The sequence below is a fragment of the Sorangium sp. So ce394 genome, assembly GCF_051474665.1.
GTDB classification, from domain to species: Bacteria; Myxococcota_A; Polyangia; order Polyangiales; family Polyangiaceae; genus Sorangium; species Sorangium cellulosum_D.
Genome location: NZ_CP150339.1, coordinates 4,194,842 through 4,214,276 on the forward strand (window position 1 = coordinate 4,194,842; position 19,435 = coordinate 4,214,276).

Consider the following 19,435-nt stretch of genomic DNA (forward strand, 5'->3'; position numbering starts at 1 on the left):
GCTCCGGCGGGACGGGGCCACGGCCGTCCGCGGGGGCGGGATCCGGCGTGGCGCGGCGATCGGACCGCGATCCAGCGCGTCATGGCAGCGCGACAGGAACGGCCTCGACCCGCGTGCTGACGACCCTCCGGCGCTGCGCGCCGATGTTCGCGACATCGGTGAGAAACGAGAGCACGAATTTCTTCTCGTCAGGCGCAGGCGCGAGGTGAGGCGAGCGGAAGCGATCGTCCAGCGAGTCTTCGCGGATGATCGGCTTGCCGCCGTCGTGCTTCAGCATCGGCATCGGTATCCCGTGCCCCGTCCCGTCGGGCACGACGACCCGGCTGTTCACGTGGACGATGACCCTGCTGCCGGCCGCGAAATCGCCGTTCATCGGCAGCGCGCGCCCCGAAAAGCGCCGCAGCACGGCCTGGGCGATGCGCCGCCAGTCCTCGCCGCTCCCCGCGTTCGCCCGGAGGAAGCGCGCCGAGATCAGGTGGCCTTTCGCGTTCAGGGTGAGCTCGAACGAGCTCTCGGAGACCTCCGGCGCCGGGGACGACGACACCTCGTCGGCGACGGCCGAGGCGAGCGTGCCCGCCGCGGGAAACACCAGCATGGGCCCTCTCCCGCCCTCCTCGGCGTCGTTCTTCGCGGAGCGCGGCGGGACGGGGCGCGTGGGAGCGGGAGAGCCGGCCGGAGGCGCCGCCGGCAAGACACCCGGCAAGGCCCAGACCGGCGATCCATCGAGGCCGGGAGGGGCCGCGGCGGGGGGAGGCGCGCCGTATTCGTCCGGGGGCGCCGCCTCGTGGGTCTCCGGTCCGGAGCTCGGCGCCTGCGCGGAAGGCGCCTCGGGCGGCGCCGGCGCCCGCCCTCTCGACGCGGCGCGCGCGGAGCCGGGGTCGGCGCCGCTCGTCCGGGAGAGGCCCCGCGGCGGTTCCATCGGCGGGTCGTGCGGCGCCCTGGGCTCGTCAGGCGACACGTCGAGATCCAGCAGGACGAGCGGCTCGACCTCCGCGCCCGCGCCGGCGCGCTCGTCGACGACCTGCGGCACGAGCGCAACCGCGGCCACGACGCCGCCCGCGTGGAGGAGGAATGCAACGAGCAGAAAGAGGGAGTCCCGACCGCGCGCCGGCCGATCGCCGCAGCATGTGGGCGCGATTCCCATGATTTCCGCCGAATCCTTACCCTGCCGGCCCCACCCCAGCAAGCGCCGGCGACGGCGACGCGAGGACGCTCGATGCCTGGTCGCGGCTCAGGCGGCTCAGGCCCACCGCCGGCGAGGTCGGCCACGCCGATCGGCTCGCGCTTCTGGCCCCTTGACATTTCCGATTCGTCTTGCTTTTCCTGACCCCTCGCGCTAGAGGAGCCGGCCGACCTCGAGGCGTGGACTGCGTCCGGCGCGCGCGATGCCGCCTGGGGGGCCCACGCGGACATGTTCGACGCTCGATCGTCTCGGTTCCGCCGTCTCGGTTCCGCGAGGTGGAGAGCCGCGTCGGTTTCTGATCGTGGCCTTCGGGGAGACTGCGGCGGTCGGGCGTTTCGGGCTCGGAGAAGGAGGCAATCGTGATGGATCGCCAGTTCATCCAGGTGCGCGGCGCGCGTGAGAACAACCTCAGGGACGTCTCGCTGGACATCCCCAAGCAGAAGATCACGGTGTTCACCGGCGTATCCGGCTCCGGGAAGTCCTCCCTGGTCTTCGACACCATCGCCGCCGAGGCGCAGCGCCAGCTCAACGAGACCTTCACCGCCTTCGTGCAAGGCTTTTTGCCGCATTATGGCCAGCCCGACGTCGATCGCATCGAGCACCTGAACGCGCCGATCATCATCGATCAGAAGCGCGTCGGCGGCGGCTCGCGCTCGACGGCCGGCACGTACACCGACATCGCCGCGCTGCTGCGGCTGCTCTTCTCGCGGGTCGGGCAGCCGGCCGCGGGGCCGGCCTTCGGCTTCTCGTTCAACAACCCGCAGGGGATGTGCCCGGAGTGCGAGGGTATCGGCAAGACCGTCCAGCTCGATCTGGACAGGTTCCTCGACCGCAGCAAGTCCCTGAACGGCGGGGCCATCCTCCATCCGGACTTCAAGGTCGGCAAATGGATGTGGAAGATGTACCCGCTCTCCGGGCTCTTCGACAGCGACAAGCCGATCAAGGACTACTCGGAGGAGGAGCTCCGCGCGCTCCTGTACGGCGCCGACGTGAAGGTCTCGTTCGGCGAGTTCGGCTCGAAGTACGAGGGCCTCGTCGAGCGCTTCACCCGCATGTACCTCAAGAAGGACGCCGCGGCGATGTCCGACCGCAACCGGGCGGTCTTCGAGCAGTTCACCACCTCGCAGACCTGCCCGGCGTGCCGCGGCGCGCGGCTCAACCAGGCGGCCCTGAATTGCAGGATCAACGGCCGGAACATCGCCGAGGCGTCCGACCTGGAGGCGACGGAGCTGATCGAGTTCTTGCAAGGCCTCACCGATCCGGTCGCCGTGCGGCTGGCCGCGCGGCTCATCGAGCGCCTGCAGCACCTCGTGGACATCGGCCTCGGCTACCTGAGCCTCGGCCGGGAGACCGCCACCCTGTCCGGCGGCGAGTCGCAGCGCGTGAAGATGATCCGGCACCTCGGAAACAGCCTGACCGAGATGCTGTACATCCTCGACGAGCCCAGCGTGGGGCTGCACGCGCGCGACGTCGCCCGGCTGAACCGGCTGCTCCAGAAGCTGCGCGACAAGGGCAATACCGTGCTCGTCGTCGAGCACGATCCGGACGTGGTGGCGATCGCGGATCACGTGGTGGACATGGGCCCGAAGGCGGGGGTGCACGGCGGTCAGGTGGTCTTCCAGGGGAGCTATGAGGCCCTCAAGGACGCCGACACGTTGACCGGAAGGTCCCTGAAGCAGCACCTCCCGATCAAGCGGAAGGTCCGGCAGCCCACCGGGCAGATGCTCATCAAGAACGCCGCATTGCACAACCTGAAGAACGTCACGGTGGGCATCCCCACGGGCGTGCTGACGGTCGTGACGGGGGTCGCCGGCTCCGGGAAGAGCACGCTGATCAACGATGTCTTCCTGGAGCAGCACCCGGAGGCGATCGTGATCGACCAGTCCCGGGTGACGGCCAACAGCCGCTCGGCGCCGTGCACGTATACCGGCATCATGGACGACATCCGGCAGGCGTTCGCCAAGGCCAACAAGGTCAGCGCCTCGCTTTTCAGCTTCAACTCGGAGGGCAGCTGTCCCAACTGCAACGGGCTGGGCGTGGTCTACACCGATCTGGCGTTCATGGAGGGCATCGTCTCCACCTGCGAGCTCTGCGAGGGCAAGCGGTTCAAGGCCGAGGTGCTCGCGTACCGCCTGCGCGGCAAGACGATCAGCGACGTGCTCGACATGACCGTGGAGGAGGCGCTGGCGTTCTTCGGCGAGAAGAAGATCCGGGCCGTTGTGCAGGCCATGAACGACGTGGGGCTCGGGTACCTGAAGCTGGGCCAGCCGCTCAGCACGATGTCGGGCGGGGAGGGGCAGCGGTTGAAGCTCGCCACCGAGATCCACAAGCAGGGCAGCGTCTACGTGATGGACGAGCCCACCACCGGGCTGCACCTCTCCGACATCGGGCTGCTCATGGGCATCATCGACCGGCTGGTGGACGCCAGGAACACGGTGGTCCTGATCGAGCATCACCTCGACGTGATCCGGCAGGCGGACTGGATCATCGACCTCGGCCCGGAGGGCGGCAGCGCCGGCGGCGAGGTGCTGTTCGCGGGGCCGCCCTACGAATTGAAGGGCTGCGAGCGGAGCATCACGGCGAAGTTCATCTGAGCGCGGCGGGCCGTCCCTCCACATCCCTGTCCGGACTCCCGGCGGGTGGAGCTACTGGCGCCGCCGGCCGTAGGTACCGGCGAGCATCGAGAACGCCTGCTTGGGCGCCCAGGTGCCGTCCTTGAGGACCTTCACGACGCCGGTGCTGGCCAGGTCGAGGTCCTTGCGCGGCTCGCCCGGGTCGTGCGGCAGGATGTATCCGGCGAAGGCGTGCACGAATGCGGCGTCGACGCCCTCGGCGTCGAGGACCTCGAGCACCTCCCGCAGGTAATTGGCTTGCTCGGCCTCGTCGCGCGCGTACGCGCCGTTCAACCCGAGCGGCGTCGCGGTCGCCTCGTCCCACACGATGATATCGCTGCCGCGCGGGCCGGCGTCGGCCGCGCCCGCGTAGGTCGCGCAGCCGAACTCGGTGATCGCGACCGGCTTGCCCAGCGCCTTGCCCTGGGCGACGAAGGCGCGGATGAGCTCGGGGAACCGGTCGGCGATCTGCGCGTACCGGTACGCGGCGTCGGTGCTGACGATGTCGAACGGCGTCCAGTCGACGCCCTCGAACGAGAGCGAAGCGTAGGTGACCTTGCCGCCGAACCGCGCGCGGACCACCGCGACGGCCCGGGCGAGGAGCGCGTTCAACCGCGCCGGGATCGCGGCGAGCAGCTCGCGGAGCTCCGGCCCCCGCCCGGTGAACACCTTGCTCCGGTCGAGGAACGTCTCGCCGGGCACGAAGCCCTCGTTCATCAGGCTGAGCTCCGAGCCGGTGACGATCACCACCTCGGCCCCCGCGCGGCGGAGCCGCTCGCCGTGCTCGGCGCATTCGGCGAGCAACGCGAGCAGCTCGTCGCCGGTCAGATCGGTGGTGAACGGGCAGATCCACGTCTCCAGGCCCGCCGCGGCGGCGTGGGTGGCGGCGATCTTCAGCCGGCCCAGATCGCCGCCGGTGATGCGGACCGCGGTGCAATGCAGGTCGCCGCGGATGACCCCCATGTCCCGCCGCACGCGGTCCGGGTCGAACGGCTCGTGGGTGCTGTTGCCCTTGTTGAGAAAGCCCGTGTCGTAGCAAATGCCGTAGGCTCGCATGATCGATGGCCCTCACGCCGGTTAAGGTACTGAGCGTACCTTAAATCGTCTCGGCGTGCGCGCAACGTAATTTAAGTTACATGTCCGAGAGCGGGTGACGGCGTGGCGGCGGAACGACGGCGTGGAGCGGTGCTTGAGCTGGCGATCCTGCGCGCCGCGGCCGAGGAGCTCGCCGAGGTCGGCTTCCCGGGGCTGACCATGGATGGGGTCGCGAGGCGCGCGGGGACGAACAAGAACGCGATCTACCGCCGGTGGCCGAGCCGGGCCGGGCTCGCCGTGGCCGCGTACCGGCAGCTCGCGGCCGACAGCGCGGCGCTGCCGGACACCGGCTCGCTTCGCGCCGACGCGCTCGAGCTGCTGCGGGGGGCGAACCGGCACTGGTCGTCGCCGCTCGGCGATGTGCTCCGCGGCCTGCTGGCAGGGGTCGGCGGCGAGCCCGAGCTGCTGAGGGAGCTCCAGGAGGCGTCGAACGACGGCGGCAGCGCGCTGTGGCTGAGCGTCCTCGGCCGCGCGGTCGCGCGCGGCGAGGCGCCGCCCGAGGCGCTGCACCCCCGCGTCGCGACGGCGGCCGTCGTCCTCCTGCGCAACGAGTTCATCACCCGGGGCGCGCCGAGCGTGCCCGACAGCGTGCTCGTCGAGATCGTCGACGAGGTCTATCTCCCGCTGATCCGCGGCCGAGGCGCCCGGGGACCGACCTCGGCGCGCTAAACGAGCATCGAATAGCGCTGCTCCGCCGCGAGGCACGGCGCCGGCTCGAGGCCGAGCTCGCGGCGGACGATGTTCGCGCCGCGCACCAGCGACACCATCTTGTGAAACGCGTGCATCCGGCTCATGCCCTGTCGGCCGAAGCCGCAATCGCTGCTGAGGATCAGCCGCTCCGGCTCGATGAACCGGAGCGCCTTGCGGACGAGCGCCGCGACCTGCTCGGGGGTCTCCACCTCCAGGCTGCGGTGGTGCACGACGCCGATGCAGACCTTCTTGTCCTTGCCGATCGCCTCGCCGATCGCCGGGAGCGCCGCGCCGCCGTCGCTCGCGGCCTCGAACGTGATGACGTCGACGTCGAGCCGGTCGAGCAGCCCGAGCGCGCCCTCGTAGCCGCTCGTCGCGACCTCCACCCGCTGCGCCGCCGGGTTGCCCCAGCAGGTGTGCACCCAGACCTCGGTCTTGTCGCGCAGCCCGGCGACCTCGCGGTTGAAGGCGTCGACGTAGAGCGCCGCGGTCAGCTCCGCCCCCTTGTCCTGGCCGGCGACGTAATGGAGCATCGGCTCCTCGAGCTGGATGACGGGGCACCCCGCGTCGGCGACCTCGTGCAGCTCCTGATTGAGGCTGTCGGCGATGGCGAAGAGGAGCTCGCGGCGGTTCGCGTAATGCTGGTTGAGGAGGACGGCCTCGAGGAGCTGGCCGCAGCAGGTGCCGAGCTTCATGGGCCTGCTCGTCATGCGCTGCGCCGCCTTCCAGACGCGCGCGTACTCCAGCCCTCCGCGGCCGACGGGGCCGCGCACGAAGAAGGGGAGGCGGGCCTCCATCACCTCGTGGAGGATATCGCCCGCTTCCCGCTCCCTCGGCGACGTCCATGGCTGGGGCCGGAGGCCGGGATCGGCCATGCCCTCCATGCGCTCGGCCAGATAGCCGAACCAGGAGCGGCCCCCGACATCCATGTCGAAGCGGGCGTCGCCGTCGGTCAGGATGTCGAGGCCGGCCCTGACCTGATCGGTGATGTGGACGGCGAGCGTGTCGGTGTACTGCTCCCTGAACACGAGATCGGCCATGGCCGTCGAGAACCTGCGGCCCGCGAGGCCGGAGACATACCAGGATGGCCGCGGCAGAGAGCCGGTGATGGTCGTTGCGAGAGGCTTGTGCTTCGTCGCCTTGATCAAGAAAACCTCCTGCGCATACCCGTGCAGCGCGCCGCCGATGCTAGCGGAGGAAGCCAGTGCGAAGCGAGCCCTCCGGTCGCGCCAGCGCGCGCCGCGCCCGCGTGAAGCGGCGCTGCGCAGCGAGCGGGTACGCGCAGCAGGCGCGCGAGCGCTCCGCCGGAGGAGCCCGGGGGCCGCGCACTGTTCGGCAGGACTGGATACCTTCTCGCCTCGCCGCCTCGCCGGCGAGCGGCTGTCCGTGCGCTGCGCAGCTGTACGAACCTTGCGCAAGATCTCGTGATCGGCCCGAGGCGACCAAGGGCCTTTGCGGCCTTCTCCCCGGCGTCCTCCCGCGGCGGGCGGTATGGCCGCCCGCTTGCAATGTCCCCGCGTCGAAGCGCCCGGCGCACGCGCCAGGGTCGCGACTTCAACGTGACAGGCAACACTTCGAGGACAAAGGCTCATGAATCGATCGATGAGAATCCGCGCGCCGCACGCGGCGCACCGCCTCGCTCCGTCCGGCATCCTGCTGCTCGCCGTCGGGCTGTCTCCCGCGTGCGCAGCGCCGTCCGGCCCCGACGACGCGGGCGCAGACGCGCTTCAGGCCGGGCTCGCCGCGGCGGCCGGGCCGTGCGGGGATCGCTCGAGCGGCAAGATCATCACCGTCGCTCCCTCGGGCGGCGATCATCGCACGATCCAGGCCGGCCTCGACGCGGCGGCCGCGGGCGACACCGTGCTCGTCAAGGCGGGCACCTACAGGGAGAACGTCTCCTTCGGGAGGGGCGGCACGGCCGCCGCCGGCTGCATCACCCTGCAGGGCGAGACAGGCGCGATCCTCGACGGGACAGGCAGGGACGGCGCCGGGATCGAGATCGCCAGCAAGAGCTACATCCGGGTCGCCGGCATGACGGTGCAGAACTTCAAAGGAGCCGACACGCCGATCGGCATCAGCGCGAGCGGGAGCTCGAGCTTCCTCGAGATCCGCGACAACGTCGTGCACCACATCGAGAGCTCCGAGGACGCCCACGGCATCGCCGTCTATGGCACGTCCGCGACGCCGATGACGGACATCCTCATCGACGGCAACGAGATCCGGGATTGCAAGCTCGGCTCGAGCGAGTCGCTGGTCCTCAACGGCAACGTCACGAACTTCGTGGTCTCGCGCAACGAGGTCCACGACAACGACAACATCGGGATCGACTTCATCGGCTTCGAGGGCGTCGGCCCCTCGGGCTCGGATCAGGCGAGGAACGGCGTGTGCGTGGACAACGTCGTCTACAACATCACCTCGGCCCAGAACCCAGCCTACGACGGCGAGCGGTCCGCCGACGGCATCTACGTCGACGGCGGCAGGGACATCGTCATCGAGCGGAACAAGGTCGATAACAGCGACATCGGGATCGAGGTCGCCAGCGAGCACCGGGGCAGGACCACGAGCAACATCACCGTGCGGAACAACTTCGTGTCGCGGAGCTACCAGGGCAACATCATGGTCGGCGGCTACTCCACGAGCGTGGGCAGCGCGGCGAACATCTCGGTGCTCAACAACACGCTGGTTCAGGCCGCCGGCGGCGAGATCATCCTCCAGAACAACTCGGACGGCGTGCTCATCCAGAACAACATCCTCTACGCCAAGGCGACGAACGCCTACGTGAGCAGCGGCCGCAACAACAGGAACGTGCGCGTCGACAACAACATCTTCTTCGGCGCGAGCAAGACCTCGGCCGGCGCCTTCACCGACCCGCGCGCGCGGTTCGTCGACCCGCTCCTGGCCGGGCCGCCGTCGGACCTCCACCTGACGAGCGGCTCGCCGGCCGTCGACGCGGGCGTCGATCCGGGCGCGCAGGGCGGAGCGTCCGACATCGACGGCGAGGCGCGGACGCGCGGGGCGCGCATCGACATCGGCGCCGACGAGCGATGAGGCGGGAGCCCGACGGCGCCGGGGGTTGAGAAGATCGAGGATGCCGCGCGCGAGCGCCGCGGGCAGCCAGGTTCACTCGTCCAGGAGATCCAGCCTCGAGCCTGGCACCATCCTGTAGTCACCGATCGCGAACCCCTGCAGCTCGCTCGTGAACTCGAACGGACCGAGCACGTGAACCACCTCGCCGCTGGCGCCACCGGCGCCACCGGCGCCGCCGTCGCCGCTCGCACCGCCTGTGCCACCGGCGCCGCCGTCGCCGCCTGTGCCGCTGGTGCCGCCGTCGCCGCCTGCGCCGCCGTCGCCGCCTGCGCCGCCATCGCCGCCTGCGCCGCCGTCGCCGCCTGCGCCGCCTGTGCCGCTCGTACCGCCTGCGCCGCCGTCGCCGCCCGTGCCGCCGGCGCCGCCGGGCCTCGTGATCCTGATGAAGTCGACATAGACCACGCTCGGGTTGGCCCAGGGCCCCGAGATACCTGCGTCGACCCTCAGGCCGATGCGCCTCACCTTGGTCTTGTCGAACGTCATGGTCTCATCCGCAGCGGCGGCGGCATCGACGTCGATGGTGAGCTCTGTCCACTCCTGCAGGCTGCTGAGGTCCGTCCAGGCCCAGGGGAGGCCTATCCAGGCCTGTGCACCTCCATTCTGTACGAACGTCTGCACGCCACCGCCGGTGCCGGCGTACGTCTTCACACGGAACGTGACGGTGGCGCCGGTCAGGTCGATCAGATCCGGCAAGTCGAACTGGAACAGCGTCCCTGTGTCGGCCTCGGTGAGCGGCACGGCCAGCCGGGCGCAGCCCGAGCAGCGCTCGTCCGGACCGGGACCGATGTCCACTTCTTCAGCGCCGCCCGCGCCGCCGTCGCCGCCCGTGCCGCCGTCGCCGCCCGCGCCGCCGTCGCCGCCAGCGCCGCCGTCGCCGCCAGCGCCGCCGTCGCCGCCCGTGCCGCCGTCACCGCCCGCGCCGCCGTCGCCGCCCGCGCCGCCGTCGCCGCCCGCGCCGCCGTCGCCTCCCGTGCTCCCGGTACCGCTCGTCGACGAGCTGCTCGAGCTGCTCGTCGTGGTGCCTCCACCGGTCCCGTCGTCGTCACCGCCGCAGCCCATCGTGACGAACGAGCCAGCCAGCAAGCCGCACATTGCCAGAGCAAAAACTGATCTCATAGCATCCTCTCTACGCTCTATTCTCTTGTCCCACGCGATGGCGCGCGGTTCGGGCCGGCGTTCGCCGTGCCTGCTCCCCTCTGTCCCAGCTCTCTGAAAGCCAGCCGCGCCGGACCCGGGCACTCTCTACGTTCACCGGGAGCGCGCCCGCTGGATCATCGCTCCGGGCACCGGCACCGTCAGTTCGCGACGGCCCCGCTCCGCCCCGCTCTTCGCGCACGACGCCGCGCGACGATCGCGCCCAACGCGGTCAGGGCGGCGAGCACGCTCGCCGGGGAGATGGGCCCCGTCTTGACCCGGCACCCACACCCGCCCTCGTCCTCGCCGGCGCTGTCTGGCGGGGCGGCGCCAGCGCCGCCCGTGCCGCTGCCGGTCGTCGCCGCGCTGCTGACGCTCCCACCCTCACCCGAGCCGCCGCTGCCCGTCGCTCCCCCTTCACCCGTGTCCGGACCGCCCCCGCCGCCCGTCGGATCCGTGGCGTCGAGCGTAGCGAATTTCCACCAGTTGAAATTGAACAGGGGACCGTTCCCACCGGTGAACTTCAGATACAAATCGTGTATCCCTTTCGCACCGTCGACCGGACACGACTTGGTAACCCAGGTCTGGGCGCCGCCGGTACCCTCAACCACACAGGTCCCCACCAGCGTGCCGGTCGGGCTGTCGAGGCGCAGCTCGATGCTGCCGCCGCTGGTCGCCGAGGCGACCCTTGCGTCGAACGATCCCGCGCCGGAACCGAAATCGACGTCCTTCACCTTGATGTAGTCCCCGTCTTCGATCGACGTGACGTTCATCCCGCCCTCGCTGCATGCCTCGGTCTCGACGCCGGATTCCCAGGCGATGGTCTCAGCCTCCGTCATGACGTACGGATTGAGGGTGTCGACGCCAGGCGGTCCCGCCTCGGTCATCGTGATCGTCGGGATGGTACCATCCTCGTTGTACGTGAATCGCTCGACGGCCACCGAACGGTGATACCCTCCTCCGCCCGGCAAAGCGCCGTTGTGGTAGAAGAAGTACGAGTTGTCCTTGAAGTCGATGATGGCCGGATGATTGGTGAAGCTGTCGCCCTCCGTGGGCATGATGACCCCCCGGTACGTCCACGGGCCGGTGGGGCTGCTGCTCGTGGAGTAGGCGATGTACTCGGGGATGCCGCCTGCCGGATACGCCAGGTAGTACATTCCATTGCGCTTATAGAGCCACGGACCTTCCTCGTACAGGGTCGGTCGTTCGGCGCTCCCGGTGCGCTCTCCGAAGCTCTCCGCCGTCATGGGTACGCGTACGACCTCTCCCTGGTAGGAGACCATGTCCTCGTTCAACTTCACGTAGCACAGGTTGGGATTTCCCCAGTAGAGATAGGCCTGGCCGTCGTCGTCGATGAACACCGTCGGATCGATGTCGCCGCAATTGGCGTTGATCAGCGGCTTCCCCAGGGCGTCTTCGAACGGGCCGACAGGACTGTCCGACACGGCGACGCCGATGACCATCCTGTTGTGCGTCCGGCTGGTCGTAGGGACGTAGAAATAGAACTTCCCGTTTCTGTGGGCGACCTGACCTGCCCAGGCATCTGCCTTCGACCAGCTGAAATCCTTGTATTTCAGCGGCGAACCGCGATCCGTCCAGTTCACCATATCCGTGGACGAATACACCCTCCATTCGTTCATCCCGAAGAACGTCGAAGCGCTGTCTTCGTCATGTCCGGTATAGAGGTACAGGGTCCCGTCGTGGACCAGAGGGGCCGGGTCCGCGGTGTAGATCGTCTGTACGATGGGGTTGTCCGCCATGGATTCGGACGGAAACACGGTCGCGCTACAAAGCAGCAACGCCGCGATGAGGTGCTTGTGCTGGAGGGATGTCGTAACCGTGGCCATTCCTGGACCTCGCTGCTCTCCTGAAGGATCGTCAAGTGACGCCAGATGTCGTAGAACGCTCAGGCGATGGCTCTCCGGCGCCGCTCGATGGGCGCTTCGCCGCGATGGCAGCCCGGCCCATCAAGAGCTCATCAGCATCGCGTCCGAGACGATCGGGCGAATGGAATCAGTGCCGAGGCCGAGATCGAGATCGATCGGATGACGAAGGTCTCGGTGCGCATGACCGATCCAGGCTAAGCAAACGATAGCCGTTCACGGGTCGGAGCGCGCTCCTGAGCTAATTCGGGCACTTACGAGCCCATCGATCATGGGCAGCATAAGCGAGCTCGGCCTTGCAAGTGTGCGAAATCGTTGCCTTTATGGATCCGATCCGTGAACGTTTACAGCAAAAGGGTACCACTCGGGCCCATTGTGAACGCTCACATTGTCGGTGTCAATTCCGATCGACCACGCCTGGCGACGACAGGAGCTCGTCCACCCTCACCGAGGCTCGTCGCGCTTCCGGAACCACGTGGAGAGGTAGCGCTCCCCGAGGTCGATGAAGGCTTCGCGCATCATCGCCTCGTAGACGATGGCCTCGAGGGCCCCGCGGGGCGGGGAGCCCACCTGCTGTTGGATGAGCCCGGCAGGGATCTGCCGCGCGATCTTGTGGCTCGTGAGCAGCGGCTCCGCGTCTCCGGGCAAGATGAACTCCGTTTTGAAGAGGAACTTGAGCCCCATCACGATGATCTGCGGCTTCTTGCTGCCATAGGCCATACCGGACGACTCGACGCGATAGCTCACCACGAGGGAGGGCACGGTCACGGAGAGCTGCGCCTCGGCGGAGCCCTCGAACGGCGGGCCCGGCTCGAAGGTGACGAGCTCGAGGTCGAAGCCCCGCGCGAGCCCCTCCGCCAGCGCCGTCGCGGTCCGCTTCTCCTGGGGATCGAGGCGGGTCGCATCCACGTAGCGCGTCGGCAGGGACGTGACGCCGCTGAACATCGGGCTCTTCATCACGAGCTCGTCGGCGCGCTCCAGGTCCTGCGACGGAAGCCGCCGGAAGCGGACCTGGACGGCCGGGCCGCGCAGGCCCTGCGGCGTGCTCTTGGGCCCGACGCGCTCCGCGTAGGCGAGGAGCCGCCGCACGAAATCCGCGTTCTGCTCGCTCCCTTCGGGCATCTCGCGCTTGTACCGATCGAGCGCGCGCACATAGAGCGCGTGCCTGGCGTCGTTGAACGCCTTGTCCAGGCCGTGCTTCGGGTAGCGCTCCGCGAACGCCAGCAGCGCCGCGAGCGTGCCCACCTCCCGCGCCCGCTCGAGCGCCGCGGCGAGCGCGGCGCGGCGGGCCGCGGCCACCTCGGCCTGGATGCCCGTCTTGGGGTAGGCGCGGATGAAGTCGTCGATGGCCTCCACCGAGCCTTTCGCGACCGCGAGGCGCAGCTCGGCCCGCGGCAGCAGCACCTGCGAGACGACCTCCCCGTGGCCGCGGCCGCGCGTGATGTAGCGCTGGTACGCGGCCACGTCGTCGCGCGCCCGCGCCGCGGCGTACATCCGAGCGTCGCTCATCCGGTTGCGGAGGAAGAAGAGCCCCAAGCCGAGGGCCACGCCGACCGCGGCCGCGAGGAGCCATGCATAGCTTTGCCACCCCGGGACCACGCGCGAGAGCGGGATCGGCGACGCGAACGGGCTCTCGATGGCAGGCGGCTGGAATGGATCGAGCCGGCGCAGCTCCGCGGGGTCGGGGTTCGCTTTCATGCGGCTCCACGCCGCTTCGATCTCCCGGATCACGTCGTCCGAGCGCGACGGGTCCTCCAGGGGAAATGCGTGCCGCGTGCCGCCGAACGTGAGGACCACGGCGCCCCGAGGGCCCGCCGAGACGCGCGAGAGCTCCGCGAGCGAGAAGACCCGGAGCCTGTGGTCGCGCGCGTCGATCAGGTTCGCGGGGAAGACGAACAGGCGGGCGCGAACGGCAGCGAGACGAGCTCGGCGTTGTAGGCGAGCGCCTGGACCACGCCGATGGCGGTGGTCGCGGCGAGCAGCACGTACGCGGCGGCCGCCGCCGTCGGGTGGAGCGCGACGGGGCTGTCGACGTCGCCGAAGCCGGCCGCGCAGAGCGCCGCCAAGAGGAGGCCCGCCGCGACGCTGACCGCGAGCCAAGCCACGATGGTGCGCCGAGTCCCGAGCCGGCTGACGATCGGCGCCGGCGCGAACCGGCCGCGGAACGCCTCGATCACGCCGTCCTGAATGGCACGCGGAAGCTTGTAAAAATCGATCACGACCATCGCGCTGCTCCCACCCGGCGCCGGAGCTCGGCGCCCTTCCGCACCTCGACCTGCCGATCGACCCTAGTGCATTTCGCCCCGAGCTCCGAGACCGGAGATGGCATATCCTTGCAGCAGGAGCGTGCAACGATGCGTCAACTTCTGCTCCTCTGGCACTTGTGCAGTCTGCTCGCCGCCGGCGAGCCCCCGGGGGACGGATCGAGCGCGCCGGGGCTGGCGGCGCCGGCGGCGCGAGCGCGTGCAGCGCGCCATGTCTCGACTTTTCCGGGGAGTCGTGGCCAGCTGCGAGCGACGAGGTGTCACCATGGGAACGAGGGAATCCAAGAGCGGAAACTCGCCGTCGTGGGGGCCAACGGCCTCGATGGCGCGCAACCTGGCCCGGATGGTCGGTCTGACGTTGCTCTCGACGCTGGGCTGCTCGAGCGGCATGGATGACGGATCGTCGGCCGGCGCTGGTGGGAGCGAGGGCCAGGGCGGGAGCGGCGGGCAGGGGGGCAGCGCCGGGGAGAAGACCGCGCTCCGGGTTCCCCTGTACCCCTATATCCCCGACGCGGCGGGAGACAAGCTCGCGGCGATGGCGCTCCGCATCGAGGCCGAGTTCGAGGAAGCGCACTCCGGGATCGATCTCGTGGTGAATCCGCCCTGCTTCGCGGCGGATGTCTACGATCCCGCGGCGCTGGCCGTGAGCCTCGCCGGGGAGGACGCCGGCTGTCAGGTCGACGTCATCGAGACGGACATGATCCTGCTCGGCGAGCTCGTGGCCACGGGCGCGATCCGTCCCTGGTTGGAGCTTCCTCCCGCGGACTGGCACCCAGCGGGCGTCGAGGCGTCGACCTACGACGGCGAGATCTACGGCGTCCCGCACTGGCTCTGTGGCCATTTCACCTTCTCCAGGGACCCGTCCGTGGAGAGCGCTGGCACTGCGGCCGAGCTGGCGTCGGCGCTCGTCGACCTCCAGACGGATGCGCCGGACATGGCCGGCAACTTGCTCGGAAGCTGGAACCTACCGTCGCTGTACCTGGACGCGTGGGCGGACACGAACGGGCCTGAGGGGGTCGCATCGGCGATCTCCACCACGATGTACGACGCGGCGACCCTCGATGCGCTCGGCATCTTCGCGAGGACGTGCGAGAGCGAGGGGAGCAATCCGTGCCTCGACGGCACCTACGATCGGGAAGAGAACGTCGATCTCCCGGCGCAGCGGTTCGCGGCAGGGGAGGTCGACGCGACCTTCGGTTATTCCGAGCGGCTCCACACCATCTTGAAGAGCCTCCCTCCTGGCGGCGATCCGGCCGAGATCAAGCTCGCCTCGGCGCCCCTCGGGGACGGCAACCACCCGTTGCTGTTCACCGACAGCTTCGTCGTGAGCGCGAGGTGCACGGACGCCTGCGCCGATGCTGCCGCCGCGTTCGTCGCCTACATGAGCTCGGCCAGCACCTTCGCGTGGATCCTCGCGAGCGAGGACGCGCCGCGGGAGACCCGCGTTCCACGCTACCTCATGGCAGGGACGTTCGATGCGTACTCGGCGTCGACGATCAGCGCGGATCCCTTCTACCAGGCCATCAACGCGCTGACGGAGGAAGGAAAGAGCTTCCCGAACGGCGGGCTCGTCGACGTCAGGAGCGAGATGCGAGATGACCTCCTCGCGACCTTGACGTCCGCTCCCTGATCCCGGCCGTCCTCCGCGGGCGGCGGGCGCGCCAGGGAGTCGCACAGCGATAGCCGGCGGCGCACGCCGCTGCGGCGGCTTCACCGGCCGTACGGTCCCTTGACGCCGGGGGCGCCAGGGGATGATGCTCCGTCGCCATGGCGGGCTCGAAGCGGGCGGACGCATTCCTGGCGATGGCGCTGATGGGGCTGGCGGCTGTGGCGGCCGTCGGGTGTACCGCGCTGGCGGGGCTGGACGACGCCTACCATCTGGTGGGCGGGAGCGGAGGCGGCGGGGCGAGCGGCGGCGCGGGCGGCAGCGGGACGGGCGGCGAGGCCGGCGGCAGCACGGGCGGGAACGGGACCGGAGGCGAGGCCGGCGGCGAGGTCGGCGGCTGGGGCGGAGCGGGCGGTGAGGTCGGCGGCTGGGGCGGAGGCGGCGGCAGCGCCGGGTGCGCGACCTGCTCGCTACCCCCGTACGACACCGCGGATCCGGCGGAGATGTGCGAGTGGTCGGCCGCGATCTACGGGGGGCTCATGGACTGCCTGTGCGCCGAATGCGGCGCGGTGGAGGGCTCGCCCTGCTATGACGGGTGCGGCGCCGGCGAGGCGCGGAGCGCCGAGTGCGACGCCTGCCTCGCCTCGGTGGCCGCCGAGGTGGAGGGCGCGTGCGCGCCGGAGGTCGCCGAGTGCGAGTTCGACACAAGCGAGTGAGCTCGGAGCGCCGAGCGCTCCGGGCGATGTCGAGCCGATCCGGCGATAGCCGATCTCGGCAAGGCTGCGGACACGCTCGGCCTCGTCGGCCGCTCTGCGCGGAATGCATCTTGAACCGCCCTGAACCATGAGCGACGAGGCTGCGCATCCTGGTGACGCAGCGGGGGCCGCGGCGCTCCCGCTGACCGAGGCGACGAGCGGAGCGGGCGTGGGCGCGCGCTCGGTCCACGCATGGCTCGAGGAGCTCTTGTCCCGCGCGGTGCGCCGCTACAACCGGCGGCCTCGCCGCGCGACCATCGCGGCGTCCACCGGCGTGACCGAGCGGATGCAGGCGTGCGCGGTCATCCGGCGCGCCTGCGTTCGCTCGGCGCTCGCGGGCGGCGCGACCGGGGCGCTCTCGACCGGCGCGGCCGCCGCCACGGCCGAGACGAACGGGCTCGGCGGGCTCGTCGCGATCCCCGCCGCCGCGCTCGCGCTTGGCGGCGAGACGGTGCTCCGGCTGGTCCTGCACGTGCGGATGCTCTGCGAGCTCGCGGATCTCTTCGGGCTCCGGTTCGATCCGGACGAGCCGGCCGACGTGTGGGCGCTGCTCGCCCTCACGTTCGGCGTCGCGGAGCACCCCCAGGACACGGACGATCCCGCGGGCGTGCTCGTGCGCTCGGCGCGCGAGCGCGGCTCGGACGTGGCCAAGCAGCTCGCGGCGCGGCTCGCCGGCGAGAGCGTGGCGCGCAACCTGGTGCCCGTGCTCTCGGTCGCCTCGTCGTCGATCGCGAGCTGGTTCGTGACCCGGCGCCTCGGGGACACCGGGCGCCGATACCTGCGTTACCGGCGCGCGCTCGACGGGGCGCTCTGCGACGAGGCGCTGCGCCCGCACCTCGATCGGCTGTTCGACGGGCTCTGGTTCATCTTCACCGCCGACGGCCGCCTCAAGCCGGAGGAGACCGCGCTGCTCGCGGCCGTGCTGCGGCAGCTGCCGGCCTCGGCGCGCGCTGGCCTGAACGAGCGGCTCGCCGACGACATCGCCTGGATCGAGCGCCTCCGCGGCGTGCCGGAGGGCGCGCGGGCCCCGCTGCTGTGCGCGCTCGAGATCGCGGTGGCGGTGGACAAGGTGGCTTCGCTGCGGGAGCGGAAGCTCCTCGGACACGCCGCGGCGGCCCTGGGCCTCAGGGTCGACGAGGGCGGGCTCGACCGGATGGTGCGAGAGTTCGAGGAGGTCGGCACCCTCTGCGCGGCCGCATAGCGCGGCCGCGCGGCCCTTCACGCCGTCACCGCAGGCCGTTCTTCACCGCCGTGACGAGCTCGCCGTTCGCGGTGTCGCCGCTCAGCTCCCAGAACATCGCGCCGCCGAGGCCCTTGTCCTTGATGTAGCGCATCTTGGTCCCGAGCGAGGCCGGGTTGTCGTAGCTCCAGAACTCGGTCCCGTTGAAGGTGTAGAACGCCTTCGTGTCCGGGTGGGTGAAGCCGGGGTGCCCCTTCGCCTTCAGGACCTTGTAGTCCTCGATGCCCGCCTCGTACGTGCCCGGGGCGGCGCCGGCGGCCGACTGCCACACTCCCTGGTTCGCGTTGGTGACACCGGTCCAGCCGCGGCCGTAGAAGGGCACGCCGACGACCAGCTTGCTCGCCGGCGTCCCGCCGTTCAGCCAGGCCGTGACCGCCTCGTCGGTGCTGTACTTCAACGCCTTCGCGGGGTTCGCGCCGGAGTTGTAGAGCGGCGAGTGGAAGTTCGTCGTGCGCTCCCACGCGCCGTGCATGTCGTACGTCATCAGGTTGATGAAATCGAGGTGCCGGTGGATCTGGCCGACCTGGATCTTCTCGATCTTGTCGAGCCCGGCGGGCGCCGCGATCGTGAGCAGCAGGCCGGGGCGCGCCGCGTTGAGCTGGCTGCGGAACTCGGCGAGCAGCGCCGTGAAGTTCTGCGTGTCCTCGGGGCGCTGGTTGCAGGTGCTGCCGCAGGCGGCCGGGTACTCCCAGTCGATGTCGATGCCGTCGAACACGCCCGCCCAGCGGGGATCCTTGATGAAGAGATCGACGCACGACGAGACGAACGACGCGCGGTTCGCGGGCAGCGCCGCGTCGGAGAAGCCGGCGGACCAGGTCCAGCCGCCGAGCGAGATCAGCACCTTGAGGTGCGGGTGCTTGCGCTTCAGCTTGCGGAGCTGGTTGAAGCTGCCGCGGAGCGCGCCGGCGTCCCAGGTGTCGGCGACGCCGTCGACGCTGTCGGCGGCGCTGTAGGCCTTGTCGTAATCGGCATAGGTGTCGCCGAGCGCACACCGGTTTCCAACCACGTTGCCGAAGGCATAGTTGATGTGCGTGAGCTTCTCGGCCGATCCGCTCGTGTCGATGTTCTTGACGTGGTAGTTGCGGCCGTAGACGCCCCACTCCGCGAAGTAGCCAATCACCTTCTTGCCGCCGCCGCCTCCGCCGGAGCCGCCGCTGCCGCCGCCTCCGCCGGAGCCGCCGGAGCCGCCGCCTCCGCCGGAGCCGCCGCTGCCTCCAGAGCCGCCCGCGCCGCTGGTGCTGGAGCTCGTGGTGCTGCTGCTCGTGGTGGTGCTGCCGGCGCCGCTGACCGGCTGCCACAGCGCCGGGACGATCGGCGGCTCCCAGCCCGGAAGGGAGGTGTGCGCCTGGATGCAGCGGTACGTGACGCCGCCGTAGGTCACCTCGGCGTTCACCGCATACGCGGTATACGGCGCCCACGCAGCGGCGACGGCGGCTTGCTCCGTCGATTCGAGCTCTGCTCCATCGGGGCCGAAGCGCTCCGCGTCGCCGCCATCGATGCCGCCGCAAGCGGCCAGCGCGATCACAGCAAAGAGCGGCAGGGTCGTGAGGGCATAAAGCTTCATAACGGATCTCCTTTAGTTTGCCGGTTGCCGGTCGTTGCTGGTCCAACGAGCAATCGGCGTACCGGTCGCGGCGACGCCCTCGACAGCCGCCGCCACGGCGCCCCCTCGGCGCGTTTTTGCGCGCCGCCAGGACGGGTGCCGCCTCCGTCGCGCCCGGCGATCCCGGCGAGCAGGGGGGCGATCCCGGAGATCGCCGGGCGATCCCCCCGATCGCAGGAGCGCTCCCGGATCGCCCCCTCGCCGTCCGCGCGATCGTCGGGAGATCGCCGGCGATCCCCGCGCGCAGCGCGCTTTTCTCGATCACCTCCCTCCCGGAGCAGCC

14 protein-coding genes are annotated in these 19,435 nt (G+C 70.2%); 6 read left to right on the forward strand and 8 right to left on the reverse strand.

Annotation, left to right across the window (positions count from 1 at the left end; genetic code table 11):
• Positions 1-79: 79 nt before the first annotated feature.
• On the reverse strand, positions 80-1,144 hold the full coding sequence (locus tag WMF33_RS15585; protein ID WP_437337866.1) for a hypothetical protein: 1,065 nt from the start codon (positions 1,142-1,144) through the stop codon (positions 80-82).
• A 401-nt stretch (positions 1,145-1,545) separates the two neighbouring features.
• On the opposite strand from WMF33_RS15585, the gene WMF33_RS15590 reads away from it, so the two are divergent.
• Positions 1,546-3,777 carry an ATP-binding cassette domain-containing protein gene (locus WMF33_RS15590; protein WP_437337867.1) on the forward strand — a complete coding sequence of 744 codons (2,232 nt, stop codon included), beginning with the start codon at positions 1,546-1,548 and terminating at the stop codon, positions 3,775-3,777.
• A 51-nt stretch (positions 3,778-3,828) separates the two neighbouring features.
• Here WMF33_RS15590 and WMF33_RS15595 read toward each other — a convergent pair whose 3' ends face one another.
• Positions 3,829-4,851: a hypothetical protein gene (locus tag WMF33_RS15595; protein WP_437337868.1), complete on the reverse strand. Its 1,023-nt coding sequence runs from the start codon at positions 4,849-4,851 to the stop codon at positions 3,829-3,831.
• A 129-nt stretch (positions 4,852-4,980) separates the two neighbouring features.
• Here WMF33_RS15595 and WMF33_RS15600 point away from each other — a divergent pair, with 129 nt between their 5' ends.
• The gene (locus WMF33_RS15600) at positions 4,981-5,559 is read left to right on the forward strand and encodes a TetR/AcrR family transcriptional regulator (RefSeq protein WP_437337869.1); all 579 of its coding nucleotides are present in this window, start codon (positions 4,981-4,983) and stop codon (positions 5,557-5,559) included.
• Here the strand turns inward: WMF33_RS15600 and WMF33_RS15605 are convergent.
• Positions 5,556-6,728 carry a hypothetical protein gene (locus WMF33_RS15605; protein ID WP_437337870.1) on the reverse strand — a complete coding sequence of 391 codons (1,173 nt, stop codon included), beginning with the start codon at positions 6,726-6,728 and terminating at the stop codon, positions 5,556-5,558. The genes WMF33_RS15600 and WMF33_RS15605 overlap by 4 nt on opposite strands.
• A gap of 454 nt (positions 6,729-7,182) precedes the next feature.
• Between WMF33_RS15605 and WMF33_RS15610 the strand changes: the two genes are divergently transcribed.
• Positions 7,183-8,628, forward strand: a complete 1,446-nt coding sequence (locus WMF33_RS15610) for a right-handed parallel beta-helix repeat-containing protein (RefSeq protein ID WP_437337871.1) — start codon at positions 7,183-7,185, stop codon at positions 8,626-8,628.
• Between the two features lie 72 nt (positions 8,629-8,700).
• Here the strand turns inward: WMF33_RS15610 and WMF33_RS15615 are convergent, their stop codons facing one another.
• The 4 genes from WMF33_RS15615 to WMF33_RS15630 all read right to left on the reverse strand — a co-directional run bounded on the left by WMF33_RS15615 (position 8,701) and on the right by WMF33_RS15630 (position 13,909).
• A complete protein-coding gene (locus WMF33_RS15615) occupies positions 8,701-9,759 on the reverse strand; it encodes a hypothetical protein (protein ID WP_437337872.1) in 1,059 nt (352 codons plus the stop codon).
• A gap of 203 nt (positions 9,760-9,962) precedes the next feature.
• Positions 9,963-11,648 (reverse strand): glycoside hydrolase family 43 protein, encoded by a 1,686-nt coding sequence (locus WMF33_RS15620; protein ID WP_437337873.1) that lies wholly within the window; start codon positions 11,646-11,648, stop codon positions 9,963-9,965.
• A gap of 480 nt (positions 11,649-12,128) precedes the next feature.
• The gene (locus WMF33_RS15625; RefSeq protein WP_437337874.1) at positions 12,129-13,481 is read right to left on the reverse strand and encodes a hypothetical protein; all 1,353 of its coding nucleotides are present in this window, start codon (positions 13,479-13,481) and stop codon (positions 12,129-12,131) included.
• Positions 13,482-13,558: 77 nt separating this feature from the next.
• A complete protein-coding gene (locus WMF33_RS15630; protein ID WP_437337875.1) occupies positions 13,559-13,909 on the reverse strand; it encodes a hypothetical protein in 351 nt (116 codons plus the stop codon).
• Positions 13,910-14,213: 304 nt separating this feature from the next.
• Here WMF33_RS15630 and WMF33_RS15635 point away from each other — a divergent pair, with 304 nt between their 5' ends.
• The 3 genes from WMF33_RS15635 (at position 14,214) to WMF33_RS15645 (ending at position 17,510) form a co-directional block, all read left to right on the forward strand.
• Positions 14,214-15,578 carry an extracellular solute-binding protein gene (locus WMF33_RS15635; protein WP_437337876.1) on the forward strand — a complete coding sequence of 455 codons (1,365 nt, stop codon included), beginning with the start codon at positions 14,214-14,216 and terminating at the stop codon, positions 15,576-15,578.
• A 137-nt stretch (positions 15,579-15,715) separates the two neighbouring features.
• Positions 15,716-16,270 (forward strand): hypothetical protein, encoded by a 555-nt coding sequence (locus WMF33_RS15640; protein ID WP_437337877.1) that lies wholly within the window; start codon positions 15,716-15,718, stop codon positions 16,268-16,270.
• A 127-nt stretch (positions 16,271-16,397) separates the two neighbouring features.
• A complete protein-coding gene (locus tag WMF33_RS15645; RefSeq protein ID WP_437337878.1) occupies positions 16,398-17,510 on the forward strand; it encodes a hypothetical protein in 1,113 nt (370 codons plus the stop codon).
• A gap of 25 nt (positions 17,511-17,535) precedes the next feature.
• Here the strand turns inward: WMF33_RS15645 and WMF33_RS15650 are convergent, their stop codons facing one another.
• On the reverse strand, positions 17,536-19,113 hold the full coding sequence (locus WMF33_RS15650; RefSeq protein WP_437337879.1) for a glycosyl hydrolase family 18 protein: 1,578 nt from the start codon (positions 19,111-19,113) through the stop codon (positions 17,536-17,538).
• Between the last annotated feature and the right edge of the window lie 322 nt (positions 19,114-19,435).